We start from the raw sequence: 14,750 nt of genomic DNA, 5'->3' as shown, positions 1-14,750 counted from the left end.
GATCACGCCAGTTTGTGACGCAGTGGCACCAGGCCGAGAGCCGCTACGAAGGCAAAGCCTGCGCCCGCAAGGAAGGTAGCCTCGGACCCGATCCATTGCCAGAAGCCACCCGCGATCACGCTGGCGAGCAGCAGCGCGACACCGGTGATCAGGTTGAACATGCCATAGGCCGTGCCGCGCAGTTCGGCGGGCACCGCCTCGGCCACCAGCGCCGACAGGAGCCCCTGCGTCAGTCCCATGTGCAGACCCCAGAGCGCGATGCCAAACCCAAGCCCGACAAGGCCGGGGACCAGCGCCAACACCAGATCGGCCGTGATCAGAAGGCCAAGACCCGCCATCAGAAGCATGGGACGGCGCATCCGGTCGGACAGCACTCCCGCAGGCCAAGCTGAGGCGGCATAGACCGCGTTCATCCCCACCAGAACCAGCGGGACCAGCATCAGGGGCAGGCCCACTTCTTCAGCGCGCAGGATCAGGAACGCCTCGGAAAACCGCGCCAGCGTGAACACGGCGGCGACGGCGACCACGGCCCAATACATGCCGCCAAGCAGGCCAAGCTCGGCCCGCGACAGGGGATTGCGCACCTTGCGCAGGCCCTCGGATCGCGGGGGCTCCTTCACGGCGAACAGGATCAGGGCAAGAGCTGCAAAGGCCGGAGTCACCGCCACCCAGAACACCGATTGGAAATCGTTGGCGAAGGCCCACATCAGCGCGATGGCCAAGAGCGGCCCGATGAAAGCCCCTAGGGTATCGAGCGACTGCCGCAGGCCAAAGGCCGCGCCCCGCCGCCCCTCAGGCGCGAGGTCGGCCACCAGCGCATCGCGCGGCGCGCCGCGTATGCCCTTGCCCACCCGGTCGATGAACCGTGCGGTCACGACCCAGCCCAGCGTGGGGGCCAGCGGAAAGATTGGTTTCGTCACCGCTGCAAGGCCATAGCCGATGGCGGCCAGTTCTTTGCGGCGCCCGATCCGGTCGGACAGCGCACCAGAGAACACCTTGGTGATCGCCGCCGTCGCCTCGGCAATCCCTTCGATCACACCAACCGCCAGGGCTGTCGCCCCTAGTCCGACGGTCAGGTAGACGGGTAGCAATGCGTGGATCATCTCGGACGAGATATCCATCAGCATCGACACCAGCCCAAGGGCCCAGATCCCGGCAGGCAGGCCACGCCAGGGCGAAGTTTCGGTCATGGGGCGGTCTGACATGGCTCTCTCCTCAATCCCGCCGACGACATTCAGCCATAGCTTCGAGGCAGGTGATGCCTACGTCCTGAAGCAGCCGGTCTTCCAGCCGCGCAAGGGCGGCGCGCTGACGTTGCCGATCCGCCCAGGCCATCAGGCGGGATGGAGCCTGTTCCAGCACCTCGGGCGGGAAATGCGGGAAAAACTGTGCTGTGACTGTGCATTGAACATCGGCCCGCCTCCTGGTTCAGCCATTCTCGCCCTTGGCGTCGAAGACGCGGCGGGCGTAATCGTCCAGCACCGCCTCGCAGCCCTTCAACCGCGCTTGAGCCTCCTCGGCCCGCGCGGCGCCGTAGAAATCAAGCTTGCCGATCTTTTCCAGCCAGCCCTGCAGCTTCTTCAGGTCGACATCGTTCTCTTCCAGCTCGGCATAGCTGTAGTGGTCGGCGGCGATCTCCTTTGCGACTTCGCGCTCGAAATCGTCGCACTTGTCGATGAACTCGGCATAGGCCTCGTCGCGTTCCGCCTTGAACCGGGCGATGACCTTGTCCTCCTGCCCGCGGTCCAGCGCCACGGTTTCCAGGATCACGCTTTCCCCCTTGGCCCCGTCGATGTCGTTCTCGACCATCTTCAAGCGGCGGATGTGATCATCGGTCTTGGGCAAGACGCAGACGCCGTTTTGCAGATAGACCGCGCCCATCCCCTTCAGCTTGCGCCAGATGGCGATGCGCTTGGCCGAGGGTTCGGCGGGAACCTTGTAGGTCAGGAGGAGCCATGTAATGTGTGTCATGCGGACACATTTAATGTAACCGTCGTTACGTGTAAACAGTCCGGAAAGACTTTGCACCCGCTCCTCAGCAAGCCTTCAGCAACTGGTACTTCGCAGCGAAGTGGCGAAAGGACCTATACCAATCGACCAAACCGCAGCGCCGAGTATCACCGACGATTTGAAGGTCCGTTTTGGACCGAACCAAACAAACATGGCGGGTTGCGCCGCTGGGCCTGCGGGGGAGACCTCGCGCTCAGACCGGGACCTCGTCGTCGCGGTCGACCAACTCGGGGGACTCAAACTCAGCCGACTTAGGGCGGCTCAGCGCCGCGAGATATCGTCGGACCGAGTGCTGACGACTCCGAGCCACGCGTCGCCATACGACCCCCTGTGGACACGGAACTCGACCGACGTCACACAGCATCAAACAGGCGCGGGAACAGCACATCGTGGGTTTTGCTGGGAAAGCGCAGCATCAAGGCACCGCGCGGAGTTTCGGACCCCACCACGCCATCGTCCAAAAGGGATTTCATTGTGGTCCGTGCAGTTCGCGGGGCCACGCCCAGCAGGGCTGCAACGTCGCCACGGTCGACTTCGCCACGCAGGAGGATGATGCGCAGCAAGTCCGCTGCCCTGTCGCCAAGACCAGCGAGTGCCGCGTAACGGGCCAGCCGCTCACCCAATCGGTCAAAGTCGAACATGCCCGCCATGAAGCTGACCTGATCCTCGCAAACCGCAAGAAACCACTTGGTAAAACTGACCAGCGCTGCCAGCGACAAGTTCCCGCGCCCGTCACGGTCGCCTTGGCGGACGCGGTCGGCAAGTTGCATCATTTCGCGATATTCATCGCGACCCGGCAGGCCATCCTGTAGACCTCGGGCCAACCCGCGCGAAACGGACCAGAGCCCCCCCGCCCCGATCCCGGCATGATGCGCCATTGCGTGCGACATCAGACGACTGACACGGCCGTTCCCGTCATAAAACGGGTGGATGAAGTTGAAGCGATGGTGTGCAGTCGCCATCGCGAGTGTGCGCGTGACCTGGCCATGCAGCCAATCCAGCCGAAACCGGGTGTGGAAATGCGCCATGAACGAGGGAACGGCGTCAAACGGAGGCGGAACATGGGCGCCAACCTCTACGTCGCCCTGCCGCCATTCGCCGGGAACGATCCGTGCTAGCTGACCTGCATGACGCAGCATCAGCATCTCTTCCGTGGCACCTTCGTAGAAGGCTTCATGCAGCCATTTGATGAACGACGGATCACTCGGATCTGCGAGCGTGCCGTCCACCGCCCGGCGGTCGATCTCTTCCTGCAAACGGACATGAGCCGCATGTTCTTGCTGCAGCGCCCGACGTTCTGGATCGGCGTCAAAGTCGCCGGCCAGTGCGCGTTCGATGTCGCGCGGGCGGGTGTTGTTGCCCTCGATCCGGTTGGAATAGTAGCTGTTCATCATCCGCACCATCGCCGCCAAATCGGCCAGGGTACGGGCAGGCAAGTTCCGGCCCAAACCGCGCGACGACTGAATCAACTGGTTTGCCGTCTCGACCAGGTCAAGCGGGATGTCATCTTCGAGCCGGGCAGGCTCTATCCGCGATGGGGACACGATGTACGTCAAGCAGACTCCAGAATGCCACTACGTGCGACACGCAACATATTCTTTAGCTTCGGAAAAAGCTAGGATAAAGCGGTCCTACGCCACTATCACATGCCACTAAGCCGTGCCACTCTCGGCTTTGGAGTGTGGGTCACGACACGTCCGGACCCACACCGCCTCATCTGTTCATGCAGCTTCCCAGACTTGGTTCAGGATCCGTGCCGCGATCTCGGATTTGTCCTGCGGCAAGAACCGACCGTAGTGCTGCGCGACCATATCCGGGGTGTCCTGAATGGCATAGCTCGCTTGCTCGTAGGACCCAGTCCGCTTGAGGATATGGGTGGCAAGGACATCGCGCACATTATGCGGTCCGTGCGGCAACAGGCCTTCAATCGCCCCGCGCTTGGTCCATGGGTTATAGATGCCGTAGCGCTGTATCGCTGTGCGCCACGCCTCATAGAACGTGTTCTGGCAGTAGGCCGCATTGGTGCTGGTCATCTTCGCCGTCTTGACGAAGAACGTACCCGGGTCAGCCGCCTCGCCGATCAGCCCCGCGCGATGCCGCTCGATCCAGGCTTCGATCAGTTCGTAAAGTCGCCCGAGGTCCGGAAGGATCAGGCGAAATGGTTTTGAGCCGAAGAACGATGAGTTGGCGTTCTTGAAAGCGACCGACGGGATCAGGATTTCCCACCCTTGGTCGCGGCTGCTCCAACGCAACTCTCCCCGTTTCAGGTCCTCCAGTTTGCGCTCCGATGTCGGCAAGGTCCCTGGCCGACACAGCATTAGTTCGCGCAAATTCTTCTGCCGCAGCCCCGTGTGAAGACCGATGCGCAGCATCAGGAAAGCGCGGACAGCTTCTGCCGCCGCACGGGCGTTGTGCCGTTCGTCTGGCATCCGCCGCAGGATTTCTTCGGTGATCTTGCGGTACTCGCCGACCGGACTTGGCGCTTCGAGCACCGGCAGGATGGGCTCGAAAGGGTCTCGATGAATGCGGGCAACGCGGTCGATCTCCTTGATCCTGCGGCGGGCGTGTTTGTACATGCGGTCGCAGGCGGCGGGCCAATCCGACTGCACCGCGTTGATATCAGCCTCGGTAACCAAGCCCTCAATCGGCCGAAGGCTGCTCCCCATCCGGGGCGATTGACGCAGCCAACCGGTCTCTTCTCGGCAGATCGCTGCAGCGATCGATAGCAGGTCGATCTCCCATTTGGTGTAAAAGCCACGACGACGCTCGCGCCAATGAAGGTACCAATCCCAAACTTGGGGGAAGATCATCATGGCAAAGGTCAGAAGTTTTGGATCGACGCCGAGACCCTGTACTTCGCTCTCGGGTGGGGCCACGAACGCCCCGAACCATAGCCCGAAATGCTCCACCTTCTGGGAAGCGGTCTCAGTGCCCCAGACCCCGTTCCGCTGCATGCCGAAGGCGGCGAAGGTCGAGGTCTTGAAGCGAAGGAGTTCGGCCATCTCGTCGTTCAGCCGTTTGGGCGCAATGACAATGCCGGACTCGTCCGGTGTCCTCGCGGGCGAAGTCTTGCGAACCGGCCCCGAGGCACAGCTGAAGCGAACCGCATAGCGCTGGCGAATGGCCGCCGCTTGATACCTGCGATAATCCGTTGACCCGCTGAGAATCACTGTACGGACCCAGTTCAGGATTTCTGCCTTTTCTTGGCTTGGCCGTCGGTTGAAATCTTCGGGGAGGTGCCAAGCCAAACGCCGGCGCTCAGATGGGGAGATGTCGTCCAGATCGAAATCGCCTGGTGCTCGATCCGGAGTACCAGACAGGCTCAGGAAGTAGCCCGTTGGCAGGCGATAGCGCCCCTCGATGCGTCCCAAGATTTCCAGGCTGATCGCGGCGCGCGGGACCTTCTTGCCGCGCCCCCAGCTGATCAGCGTGCTGCGATTGACGCCGTCCTCGGGTCTCACCACCGCGTTGTAAAGGTGGTAGATGGTTTCGCCATGACGGCGGGCATGCAGTTGAAGGGCTTCACCGAACGTCGCAGGGTCATTCCATGTCGTGTCCAGCGGCTCCGGAAATTCGACGATCGCTCTCGGGCGGACGCCGGGCTTCTTGCGAACCTTCTCGGTGCTGGTCGTGGGAACGTCAGCATGGTTCGCGGAAGGAACGGTGACCTTGGAACGCATTGAGCGGCTCGCCGTGCGAGCCGGGCGCAAGGCTACATTCGAAACTTCCCGTGCCACAGCATCGAAGATCGGCTGCAAGTGCGCCCGATAGGCGCGGAGCCGCTCGAAATCGATGTCGAGCATGGCAGACAGCGACTGCAGGTCGAGCCCACTGCCCCGATAGGGCGGGTATTCGGCTCGTTCGAGCAGGTCGAGCAAGCAGCCGTAGAGCAAGCGCACCTCACCTTCGGTGAAGATCGGTGTGAACCGGCCCTTGCAGTACTCGGCGATTTTGCGCGGCGTGAGTGCAGAAGACGTTGATTTCATTTTCCATCCTTCGATTTCTGGGGCGGCCCAGCTATCGAAATGACCGATTGGATGGGAGGGACATTCGACGGCCGAGAAGCCCAGAACCCGGCGGGTTTCCCCGCCGGGCCCAAGGGGGAGACCCCGTTCCTCAGAACGGGATCTCGTCGTCGCGGTCGACCAGCTCGGGGGACTCAAACTCAGCCGACTTCGGACGGCTCAGGAAGTCGACCTTCTCGGCGATGATCTCGCAGCCGTAGCGGTCCGTGCCGGTTGCGTCGGTCCACTTCGTGTAGTGGATGCGGCCGTGGACGAGGACCTTCATGCCCTTTTCGCAGTGCTCTGCGATGGTCTTGCCGAGACCGTTGAAGCAGGTGATGCGGTGCCATTCGGTGTCCATGACCCGGTAGCCGTTCTCGTCGCGCATCACGCGACCTTCCGAGAGCCGCGGCCGCGAGGTGGCTAGGGTGAAGTTGGTGATCTTCGTGCCGCTCTGGGTCGAGCGCACTTCGGGCTTCTGACCGATGTTGCCGGCGAGGATGACGATGTTCTGCATGGTAAGTACCTCTTGTTTCCTGTCCCTGGGACCGTCCCTTCGACAAGACCCGGAAAAAGCCTGTCGGCTGAGGCGTGCACGGGAGACGGAACGGCGACCGGAAACCTCCAGAGGGCCGGGGTGGAGCGGGCAGCCCCGAAGGGGCAACACGGCCCGGACTGACGCGGGGTTGCGCGCCAGAGGCCGAACAGGCTTAGGGGATTGTCAGTCGAAGGGATGGCGCCGGGGATAGGAGCGACGTGGGGCTCTTGCAGAACTCGGCCTTCCTGGCCAAGGCAACGGGGTTGAAGCTCTTGCGAAAGAATTGACCATGCGGCTCAAGCTAACCTCATCCCCCTGCCCTATCGCGGTGACCTCCGTGTGAGTTGCGATGTTGCAGCCTGACGGCTATCCCGGACGCATCATTCAGGACACGAGGGCCCAATGGCTGATTTCGATCTCGAGGCGATGTCGCTCAAGGCACTGCGGCAATTGCAGAAGGACCTCGCCAAGGCGATTTCCACCTATGAGGACCGGCACAAGGCCGAAGTCCGTGCCAAGCTGGAAGGCATCGCCAAGGAGATGGGCTACTCCCTCGCAGATCTGATCGGCGTCGATGCCAAAGCTATCCGTGCGCCAGCCGTGGCGAAATACCGGCACCCTGAGAACGCCGCTCTCACCTGGTCGGGCCGCGGACGGAAACCGCTATGGTTCGTGGACGCACTGGAGGCGGGTAAGACCCCAGGAGAACTAGCAATCGGTTGAGCGGGCGAGACGACGCATCTGGCCCTGACCGGACCTTCAGCGCTGAGGCCGTGCTGCAGAGCAGCGTATCCAATGCGGTCATTGGGGATTGCGGCTCTAAGAGGTCTCGTGACACTGGGGGCGCCTTTCGCAGTCGCAATGGGCGGGGTGCTGACCCTGATCATCGCGGCCCCACCCAATAGCAGTGCCCTCTGGGTCCGGGTGGTCGACGAGGTGTTTGGTGCGGTTTTCAAGCAGGAGATCACGGCCGATCTGCTTGCCACCACGCAGTCCATGTCGCCAAGGTTGATCATGAACAACGGGGCCTCGGCACCGGCGGTCGCTTGTGACTGTTCGGGGGTGTACCTTGAAACGCATGACTACGTTCGAAACGTGTCCAGCCGATTCTGATCTAAGTCTGCAAACTCAAGCGTGCCTGTTCGTTTTCTTACTGGCTTGCTCGAGACTCCCATCGAAGTGATTCGCGGCTAAATCCCGTGCTAGGTATGGTCTTTTGATGAGATCAACAAATGCTTCCCACCTGTCGATGCCTTTTGCCCGGAGCCTCCGGCTGATCGTCGTCGTCCTCAGTTTGGGCATCCTGTTGGCAGGGTTCGATGTGTGTCCAACTGGTCAGGCCAGTTGCGACATGGCCAGTATGGAAGACGTGCAAAGTGATGGTCCGATCTGCGTTCTGGCTTGTGGCGTTCCCTTGCAGCAATCGGTTTTGGACGCGCGCTTTTCCCCCGGAGAAACATCCATCTCGAGCGTGCAAACGATCATAAGCGTAGCTGGTCTGCGGATGGAGCCGGAAGTGCCACCTCCACGAAAACTTGGTTGAGATGTCGAACCGAAACTTCAATCTCATCGAGGAGAAAAACGATGAAGACGACATTGGCTGCTGCGGCAGTCCTAGTGGCCTTGGGTGGCGCCGCATTCGCGGCATCCGATTGCTGCGGCGATCTGATGGCCTGTTGCGCTGCGATGTTCGAGTGCTGCTTCTGACCTGCACTTGACCAAAAACAGGGAACGCCAGCCTTTCGGGCTGGCGTTTTCTCAAGGATCAGATCCGGGTTCCAGAGTGTCACGCCTGTAGCTTGCAGCCGACCCGAAGTTCAGACTTCCGGATAGGCGCTGAACACTTCCGTCGAGCCATCTCGGCGGATCAGGAACACCTCATAGGCCTCGCGTTCGTCCTCGGGTCCCATGCCGGGCGAGCCATAGGGCATGCCAGGGACGGCCAAACCGATAGCGTCCGGGCGCTCGGCAAGCAGGCGGCGGATGTCGGCGGCCGGAACATGGCCTTCAAGGATGTAGCCCTCTGTCATGCCGGTGTGGCAGGAGATCATCTTCTGCGGGACGCCCACCTCGGTCTTGTACATCATCAAGAGCGTTCCATAGCGCTCCTCGTCGGTGACGGCAAATCCCACATCCCGAAGGTAGGCGACCCATGCGTTGCAACATTCGCAGCCGGTGCCTTTCACCACATGAATGGCCACCCCTTGGGCAAGGAGCGGGTGTGCAATCAAGGTTGTAAGTGCAAGTCCTGACAGCAGTGCGGCGCGACGGGTGATCCTGGTTGGGAGTGCCATGCGTCTTGTCCTCTTCAAAGGTTGCGTGCGCGGATTGGGAAAGCGATGGTCGCCCGTCATCCCAGCACCCTGCGGATCTTCGGCAACGCAAAGCGCCGATCTTCGTGATAGTCGATGATCCCGCCAAAGTTGCCATCGGCGCGGAACAGGAACACGCCCGCCGTGTGGTTCATCGTATAGTCATCGCCCTGCGGCACCTTCTCGAACTTGGCGCGGAATCCTGCGGCTGCACGTTCAATCTCGGCCATCGGCCCTGTCAGGCCCGTGATCCGGGGATCGAAGTTCGCCAGGTAGTCAGCCAGCGTCTCGGGAGTGTCGCGTTCGGGATCGACGCTGATCAGCAGGCAATTCAGCCGATCTGCATCGGGCCCGAGCTCTTCCAGCCAGCCGGAGATATCGCTCAGTGTGGTCGGGCAGACATCAGGGCACCAGGTGAAGCCGAAGAACACAAGCGTCGGGCGCCCGATCCAGTCCGCTGGCCGCACGGTGTTGCCGCGATGGTCGGTCAGGGTGAAAGCCATCTCGGCGATGGGCACGGGCAACAGGTCCGCGCCCGATTGCGCTCGGCCGCGGCTTTGCCACCAGCCAAGACCGAGGGTGAACGCCAATGCGCCTGCCGCCCCGCCGAGCCCAAGGATCACTGCCCGGCGTGTTCGCAATCCGGCCCCTCCGCGCGCAGAGACAAGACCTCGACGGTGACGGTGACCTCGCCTGCCTTCTCAAAGGTCATTGTAACGGGGAAACTGTCGCCTTCCTTCAGCGCGGTGGACAGATCCATTAGCATTCCATGATAGCCGCCCGGTGCAAGTTGGACCGATTGTCCCGCCAGAACGGGGATGGACATGGCGTGCGGCATCGAGGCGATCCCGTCGGCTATCTCAGTCTCATGCAGCATCGGCATCCCCGCCGCGGAGGTTGCTATCCCGACCAGCGCATCGTCGGTGTCACCTGTGTTGGTGATTTCCACATAGAACACCCCCGGTCGCCCGGCACCGATTGTGGCGCGGGACCAGGCGTGTTCGACAGTCAGATCACCGACGGTGAAGGTTTCGCATGCTAAGGCAGCGGGGGCCGACAGGGCCAAGGCCGTGGCAATGATCAACGTTCTCATGTGGCTCACAATCTGAATTGAAGGTCGGCAAGGATGTCGGCGGCGGGGGTGCCATAGGTGAATTGGCGCAGCCAGTCGCCGTCCGGTCCGATCAGGTAAAGAGCGGGGCTGTGCGACATTGCGTAGCCGTCCGGGGCTGAGGGGTCTTCCTCGCGTTCGAAGAATATCTTGAAGCTGTCCGCTGCGGCGCGGGTTTGGGCAGCGTCGCCTGCAAGTGCAAGGATCGAGGGATGGAACGCCGTGGTGAACTCGGCCAGACCAAGCCTGCGGTCACGCTCGGGGTCGATCGAAATGAACAGCGGCTGCACGCGAGCAGCATCATTTCCCAAATCGTCCATGACTTGTGCCACTTCGGACAGGGTCGTCGGGCAGACATCGGGGCAATTCGTGAAGCCGAAGAACACCAGCATATGCTTGCCCGCAAAATCTGCCGGGGTGCGCAGGCGCCCTTCGGCATCGGGCAGCGCAAAGGTCGGCCGGAACGCCGCCTGTGCCACGGATAGCGGTGCACGGTCTGAAAGAACCATAAACGCCCCATAGGCAAGCGTGGCAAGTCCAGCCGCAGCCCAGAGGGTTTTCTGTAGTCCCGTCAAACGCATCCGCTTCGCTCTCCGTTGTGTTCGGGTCTCTAAAGCCTCCAGTAGCTTGAGCTTCAAGCGGCAAATTTCAGGGTCACAGAATGGTGACGGATCAGCCCAGCAGAACGGTCGACAGCAGGTTGACGTTCAGCACGATGATGACGGCCGCGATCAGCCAACACAGCCCGGTCAGCCAGCGCGGGGCCACCAACTCGCCCATCTTGGCGCGGCTGGCGGTGAACATGACCAAAGGCACGATGGCGAACGGCAACTGGAACGACAGCACGACCTGGCTCAGGATCAGAAGCTGCCCCACGCCTTCGCTGCCGTAGAGCAGGATCACGAAGATCGCGGGCACAATCGCAAGGCAGCGGGTGATCAGCCGCCGCGCCCAAGGTGCTATGCGCAGGTTGATGAACCCTTCCATCACGATCTGGCCTGCCATGGTGGCGGTGACGGTGGAATTGAGGCCCGCGCACAACAGCGCCACGCCGAACAGGATCGGCGCCAGGGATGACCCCAGCAGCGGTTCCAGTAGCAGGTGTGCCTTGTCGATCTCGGCCACATCGTTTTCGCCGACGGTGTAGAACGCGGCGGCGGCGAGGATCAGGATCGAGGCGTTGATCGTCAGCGCGAACATCAGGGCGATGGTGCTGTCCCATGTGGCCAGCCGCAGAGCCTCGCGCTTTGATGGCAGGTCAAGCCCGAAGGCACGGGTCTGCACGATACCGGAATGAAGATACAGATTGTGCGGCATCACGGTCGCCCCGATGATTCCAAGTGCCAGATACAGCATGGTCGGGTTGCCCAAAATCTCGCGGCTGGGGGCAAAGCCGGCAATGACCTCGCCCCAGACCGGGTCGGCCTGTGCGATAAGCACAACAAAGCAGGCGGCGATCAATGCCATCAGCGAAATGATCAGCGCCTCGATCCAGCGGAAACCCTTGTTTTGCAACCAGAGGATAAGGAATACGTCGGCGGCGGTGATGAAGATACCGATCTCCAGCGGAATCCCGAACAGGAGGTTCAGGCCGATGGCGGTTCCGATGACCTCGGCCAGGTCCGTGGCGATGATCGCCCCCTCCGCCAACACCCACAGCGGGACCGACATCCATTTCGGGAAAGCGTCGCGGCAGGCCTGCGCCAGATCGCGGCCCGAGGCGACGGCGAGCCGGGCGCACAAGGATTGCAGCAGGATGGCCATGATGTTCGACAACAGCGCCACGAACAAGAGCGTGTAGCCAAAGGCCGCCCCGCCCGCGAGCGAGGTTGCCCAGTTGCCGGGGTCCATGTAGCCCACGGCCACCAGATAGCCGGGGCCGATGAAGGCGAGGAACCGGCGGAACCGGGTGGTGCCGCCATTGCCCACCGCAATGCTGCGGAAGACCTCGGACAGGGACGGCGTCTCACGCTCTTGTCGCCAGGCATTTGAAGGCATGGGTTGATGCTTTCTTTGGTCGCAGGCGCGCGCCAAAGTCTCGGCGCATAAAGTTAGACAGTGCTAACAATCAGTGGCGCGTCTTTACTTGTCAATCCTTCCTGTGCGACACTTTTCCAATGACACAGCACGATCTTGCCCCCCAGACGCTGCCCGCACCCGATGACCGCCCCGCTGATCTGCGGGCAGAAGCGTTTCAGGGCGTGCGCGAGGCGCGCAGCCGGGAACTGGCCGAGGATTATGTCGAGCTGATTGCCGAACTGATCCACGATCAGGGCGAGGCCCGCCCGGTCGACATCGCCGCCCGGCTTGGTGTGAAGGTGCCGACCGTGAGCAAGACCCTCGACCGTCTCGCGCGCGAGGGGCTGATCACCCGCGCCAAGTATCGTTCAGTCTTTCTGACGGATACGGGCCGCGCGCTGGCCAAGGAATGTCGGCGGCGGCACGAGATCGTCTTGCGCTTTCTCATCAGCCTGGGACTGGACGCGGAGACGGCCGAACGTGACGCCGAAGGCATCGAGCATCACGTAAGTGAGCGCACCCTTGCTCTGTTCGCAGCCTTCGCCAACAAGTCCTGAAGGCAGGGCCGTCAGGCGTTTTCGACCGCGAAGCGCACATCGGCAATCAGGCTTTCGGCGCTGAAGTTCTCCAGCCGCCTACCGTTCAGGAAGAAGGTCGGCGTCTGGCGAATTCCCACGGCCTCGACATCGGCCATGTCCTGATTGAGGATGCCGGTGATGCCTGGGAACAGCTTGTCAGTTTCGGCCTTTTCAAGATCAAGACCAGCGGCACCTGCGATTTCCCACGCCACATCCATTTGCGGCGATCCGTGTACCGCCCAGCCCGGCTGCTGTTCCAGAAGTGTGTCCAGCACCGGCTCGAACTTGTCTTGCATCCGCGCGGTCTCTAGGATGCGCACCGCCTCGTCCGAACCTTCGTGGAACACCGTGTAACGCAAGACGACGCGGACCTGATCCGGGAACTGGCGGCGGATTTCCTGGATCACCGGGTGATAGGCGCGGCAGGCCTCACACGAGGGGTCGAAGAATTCGACCAGCGTGACCGGTGCATCGGCTGGGCCAAAGCTGGGGGAGTGCGGGCGGATCAAAAGCGAGGGGTCCACGGCGGGGGTGGCAGCGGCAAGCGCTTCGGCTTTAGCCTGACGCTGGCGGTTCAGGAAGAAGGCACCGCCCCCGAAAGCGACAAGCCCGAGGGCCGAGGCCCCGATCAACAACGTGCGGCGGTTCATGTGCGGGTTCCTTTGGGAAAGATCAGACAGGCAAAAATGGCGGCAAAGGCGGCCAGCGAAAGATAGGGGATGGGCAGGCCAAGGATGATCTGCGCCGGACCAGAGCAAGACGGCCCGTCCTTGGTGCAGGGTGCAACGGCCTCAGGGATAAGGCCGAGATAGAGCCCGGAGTGCCAGCCTGCCAGTGCCAGACCCGCGAACACCAGCGGCAGGGCATAGGGATGCGCCATGCCGTCCCCTCGCCAGAGCGACAGGCCAAGGATCGCCACCAGCGGGAACATCGCGATGCGCTGATACCAGCACAGGGTGCAGGGCATCTGGCCCAGCACCTCGCCGATGAACAGCGCGCCAAGCGTTGCGGCCAGTGCGATCAGAAAGGCGACCGTGAGGGGAAAGTCGTCGCGCGACAGCGACTGAGAATCAGTGTTGCTCAAGAACAGGCTCCTTGCGGCGACGAGACGGGAGAGAAGCTGCAAGGATGCAGACCGCGCCAAGCGTGATGGCAATATCGGCGACGTTGAAGGTGGGCCAGTGCCATTCGCGCCAATACACATCGAGAAAGTCGGTCACGGCACCTTGCCGCAGCCGGTCGATGATGTTGCCAAGCGCCCCACCGACCACAAGCGCAAAGCCCGCGCGTTCAAACGGTTGGCGCGCGCGGAACGCCATGACGGCAAACATCAGGGTCAGTGCTCCGGTCAGTGCGGCCATCAACACAGGCTTGCCTGCCATGATGCCCGACAGCATGCCGAAGCTCGATCCTTCGTTGAAACCCAAAGTGAGGTTGAAGCCGGGCATGATGGCAATCGGCTGGCCAAGAGAGAGCTTTGACAGGGCCGCTGACTTGCTAAGTTGATCGGCCAGCGCCGTAGCCGCGATCAGAGCGACAATCATTTGCGCCTTCATGGCATGGACCTGCGGCGAAGCCCGATCCAGCGCGGGACGGATGCGGCATAACGGTCATAGTCCGATCCGAGGGATTGCCTCAGGGCGGCCTCTTCCGACCGGACCTGCGTAGCGGCGGACCAGAAAAACAGGATCGCCGCAAGGATCGTCGGTACGGCAGGGACGGCAAGGGCGACCCCGGTTAGAAGGGCCAATTGCCCGACAAAGGTCGGGTTGCGGCTGAACTGATACAGCCCGCCCGAGACGAGGCTGCCGGTCTGGCCGGTCACCACACCGACGCGCCAGGAGGTGCCCATCGACATCTGAGCCGCGAAGGCCACCATTGCGCCAAGTCCCGCGATGAAGATGCCTGTCAGGCCAAGCACCATGGCCCGGCCTTCGGTCCAGAACGGATCGACCTTGTGCAGCATGGGCAGCGCGAGCCAAAGGAGCGGCCCGAAGAAGGCCAGCGCGAAGGCCGCGCGAAACCCGTACGCTGCCAGCCGGTCGCGCCCTGTGGCGCGCGCAAACAGCCAGACCGGCCGTCCCGCTGCCTGCGCCGCAATAGCGCAGCCCCAGAAGAACAGCGCGAGATAACCGAACAGAAGGGCCAGCGCGGCCCAGCCGAAACCCGAGATCATCG

At 62.3% G+C, this 14,750-nt stretch carries 18 protein-coding genes; 3 read left to right on the top strand and 15 right to left on the bottom strand.

The features are described 5' to 3' along the window. Positions 1-2 precede the first annotated feature (2 nt). From GL284_RS17815 to GL284_RS17790, 6 genes are all read right to left on the bottom strand, one after another. Positions 3-1,205 carry an MFS transporter gene (locus GL284_RS17815; RefSeq protein ID WP_131389889.1) on the bottom strand — a complete coding sequence of 401 codons (1,203 nt, stop codon included), beginning with the start codon at positions 1,203-1,205 and terminating at the stop codon, positions 3-5. Between the two features lie 10 nt (positions 1,206-1,215). Next, positions 1,216-1,335 (bottom strand): YjiS-like domain-containing protein, encoded by a 120-nt coding sequence (locus GL284_RS21955; RefSeq protein WP_131390099.1) that lies wholly within the window; start codon positions 1,333-1,335, stop codon positions 1,216-1,218. Between the two features lie 93 nt (positions 1,336-1,428). After that, complete coding sequence (locus GL284_RS17805; protein ID WP_131389887.1) at positions 1,429-1,971, bottom strand: Chromate resistance protein ChrB; 543 nt, start codon at positions 1,969-1,971, stop codon at positions 1,429-1,431. A 392-nt stretch (positions 1,972-2,363) separates the two neighbouring features. Then, positions 2,364-3,566 carry a Fic family protein gene (locus GL284_RS17800; RefSeq protein ID WP_131389885.1) on the bottom strand — a complete coding sequence of 401 codons (1,203 nt, stop codon included), beginning with the start codon at positions 3,564-3,566 and terminating at the stop codon, positions 2,364-2,366. 165 nt (positions 3,567-3,731) lie between these two features. Further along, positions 3,732-5,996 carry a hypothetical protein gene (locus GL284_RS17795; protein WP_131389882.1) on the bottom strand — a complete coding sequence of 755 codons (2,265 nt, stop codon included), beginning with the start codon at positions 5,994-5,996 and terminating at the stop codon, positions 3,732-3,734. 130 nt (positions 5,997-6,126) lie between these two features. Further along, positions 6,127-6,531, bottom strand: coding sequence for a single-stranded DNA-binding protein (locus GL284_RS17790; protein ID WP_131389880.1), 405 nt, complete (start codon positions 6,529-6,531; stop codon positions 6,127-6,129). A gap of 423 nt (positions 6,532-6,954) precedes the next feature. Between GL284_RS17790 and GL284_RS17785 the strand changes: the two genes are divergently transcribed. Further along, the gene (locus tag GL284_RS17785; RefSeq protein WP_131389878.1) at positions 6,955-7,275 is read left to right on the top strand and encodes an H-NS histone family protein; all 321 of its coding nucleotides are present in this window, start codon (positions 6,955-6,957) and stop codon (positions 7,273-7,275) included. Positions 7,276-7,422: 147 nt separating this feature from the next. After that, the gene (locus GL284_RS17780; RefSeq protein WP_230383159.1) at positions 7,423-7,665 is read left to right on the top strand and encodes a hypothetical protein; all 243 of its coding nucleotides are present in this window, start codon (positions 7,423-7,425) and stop codon (positions 7,663-7,665) included. Positions 7,666-8,369: 704 nt separating this feature from the next. On the opposite strand, the gene GL284_RS17775 is transcribed toward GL284_RS17780, so the two are convergent. The 5 genes from GL284_RS17775 to GL284_RS17755 form a co-directional block, all read right to left on the bottom strand. After that, a complete protein-coding gene (locus tag GL284_RS17775; protein ID WP_131390097.1) occupies positions 8,370-8,846 on the bottom strand; it encodes a DUF411 domain-containing protein in 477 nt (158 codons plus the stop codon). Between the two features lie 56 nt (positions 8,847-8,902). After that, positions 8,903-9,505, bottom strand: coding sequence for an SCO family protein (locus tag GL284_RS17770; RefSeq protein WP_131389874.1), 603 nt, complete (start codon positions 9,503-9,505; stop codon positions 8,903-8,905). Then, a complete protein-coding gene (locus GL284_RS17765; RefSeq protein ID WP_131389872.1) occupies positions 9,484-9,957 on the bottom strand; it encodes a copper chaperone PCu(A)C in 474 nt (157 codons plus the stop codon). Before GL284_RS17765 ends, GL284_RS17770 begins: the two co-directional genes overlap by 22 nt. Before the next feature lie 5 nt (positions 9,958-9,962). Next, complete coding sequence (locus GL284_RS17760; protein ID WP_131390095.1) at positions 9,963-10,556, bottom strand: SCO family protein; 594 nt, start codon at positions 10,554-10,556, stop codon at positions 9,963-9,965. Between the two features lie 91 nt (positions 10,557-10,647). Beyond that, positions 10,648-11,973 carry an Nramp family divalent metal transporter gene (locus tag GL284_RS17755; protein ID WP_131389870.1) on the bottom strand — a complete coding sequence of 442 codons (1,326 nt, stop codon included), beginning with the start codon at positions 11,971-11,973 and terminating at the stop codon, positions 10,648-10,650. 119 nt (positions 11,974-12,092) lie between these two features. On the opposite strand from GL284_RS17755, the gene mntR reads away from it, so the two are divergent. After that, positions 12,093-12,551, top strand: coding sequence for a manganese-binding transcriptional regulator MntR (gene mntR / locus GL284_RS17750; RefSeq protein ID WP_131389868.1), 459 nt, complete (start codon positions 12,093-12,095; stop codon positions 12,549-12,551). Positions 12,552-12,562: 11 nt separating this feature from the next. On the opposite strand, the gene GL284_RS17745 is transcribed toward mntR, so the two are convergent. Genes GL284_RS17745 through GL284_RS17730 form a run of 4 tightly spaced genes read right to left on the bottom strand, consistent with a single transcriptional unit; the run spans position 12,563 to position 14,748 of the window. Continuing rightward, positions 12,563-13,222: a DsbA family protein gene (locus tag GL284_RS17745; protein WP_131389866.1), complete on the bottom strand. Its 660-nt coding sequence runs from the start codon at positions 13,220-13,222 to the stop codon at positions 12,563-12,565. Continuing rightward, positions 13,219-13,656, bottom strand: coding sequence for a disulfide bond formation protein B (locus GL284_RS17740; protein WP_165496737.1), 438 nt, complete (start codon positions 13,654-13,656; stop codon positions 13,219-13,221). Before GL284_RS17740 ends, GL284_RS17745 begins: the two co-directional genes overlap by 4 nt. Continuing rightward, entirely contained in the window at positions 13,643-14,128 is a 486-nt protein-coding gene (lspA, locus tag GL284_RS17735; RefSeq protein ID WP_131389862.1) for a signal peptidase II, read from the bottom strand. The genes GL284_RS17740 and lspA overlap by 14 nt, the downstream gene beginning before the upstream one ends. Beyond that, entirely contained in the window at positions 14,125-14,748 is a 624-nt protein-coding gene (locus tag GL284_RS17730) for a methyltransferase family protein (RefSeq protein WP_131389860.1), read from the bottom strand. The genes lspA and GL284_RS17730 overlap by 4 nt, the downstream gene beginning before the upstream one ends. Positions 14,749-14,750: the final 2 nt, after the last annotated feature.

The organism is Paracoccus shanxieyensis, from assembly GCF_009711265.1.
In the GTDB taxonomy this organism is placed as follows: domain Bacteria; phylum Pseudomonadota; class Alphaproteobacteria; order Rhodobacterales; family Rhodobacteraceae; genus Paracoccus; species Paracoccus shanxieyensis.
The sequence above is the reverse complement of the archived record's forward strand: the minus strand, read 5'-3'. Positions and strand labels throughout refer to the sequence as shown.

What these genes read in the sequence shown, in the direction of transcription:
- GL284_RS17815 (WP_131389889.1), bottom strand. Translation starts at nt 1,205, where the DNA reads ATGTCAGACCGCCCCATGACCGAAACTTCGCCCTGGCGTGGCCTGCCT.
- GL284_RS21955 (WP_131390099.1), bottom strand. Translation starts at nt 1,335, where the DNA reads ATGGCCTGGGCGGATCGGCAACGTCAGCGCGCCGCCCTTGCGCGGCTG.
- GL284_RS17805 (WP_131389887.1), bottom strand. Translation starts at nt 1,971, where the DNA reads ATGACACACATTACATGGCTCCTCCTGACCTACAAGGTTCCCGCCGAA.
- GL284_RS17795 (WP_131389882.1), bottom strand. Translation starts at nt 5,996, where the DNA reads ATGAAATCAACGTCTTCTGCACTCACGCCGCGCAAAATCGCCGAGTAC.
- GL284_RS17790 (WP_131389880.1), bottom strand. Translation starts at nt 6,531, where the DNA reads ATGCAGAACATCGTCATCCTCGCCGGCAACATCGGTCAGAAGCCCGAA.
- GL284_RS17785 (WP_131389878.1), top strand. Translation starts at nt 6,955, where the DNA reads ATGGCTGATTTCGATCTCGAGGCGATGTCGCTCAAGGCACTGCGGCAA.
- GL284_RS17775 (WP_131390097.1), bottom strand. Translation starts at nt 8,846, where the DNA reads ATGGCACTCCCAACCAGGATCACCCGTCGCGCCGCACTGCTGTCAGGA.
- GL284_RS17765 (WP_131389872.1), bottom strand. Translation starts at nt 9,957, where the DNA reads ATGAGAACGTTGATCATTGCCACGGCCTTGGCCCTGTCGGCCCCCGCT.
- GL284_RS17760 (WP_131390095.1), bottom strand. Translation starts at nt 10,556, where the DNA reads ATGCGTTTGACGGGACTACAGAAAACCCTCTGGGCTGCGGCTGGACTT.
- GL284_RS17755 (WP_131389870.1), bottom strand. Translation starts at nt 11,973, where the DNA reads ATGCCTTCAAATGCCTGGCGACAAGAGCGTGAGACGCCGTCCCTGTCC.
- mntR (WP_131389868.1), top strand. Translation starts at nt 12,093, where the DNA reads ATGACACAGCACGATCTTGCCCCCCAGACGCTGCCCGCACCCGATGAC.
- GL284_RS17745 (WP_131389866.1), bottom strand. Translation starts at nt 13,222, where the DNA reads ATGAACCGCCGCACGTTGTTGATCGGGGCCTCGGCCCTCGGGCTTGTC.
- lspA (WP_131389862.1), bottom strand. Translation starts at nt 14,128, where the DNA reads ATGAAGGCGCAAATGATTGTCGCTCTGATCGCGGCTACGGCGCTGGCC.
- GL284_RS17730 (WP_131389860.1), bottom strand. Translation starts at nt 14,748, where the DNA reads ATGATCTCGGGTTTCGGCTGGGCCGCGCTGGCCCTTCTGTTCGGTTAT.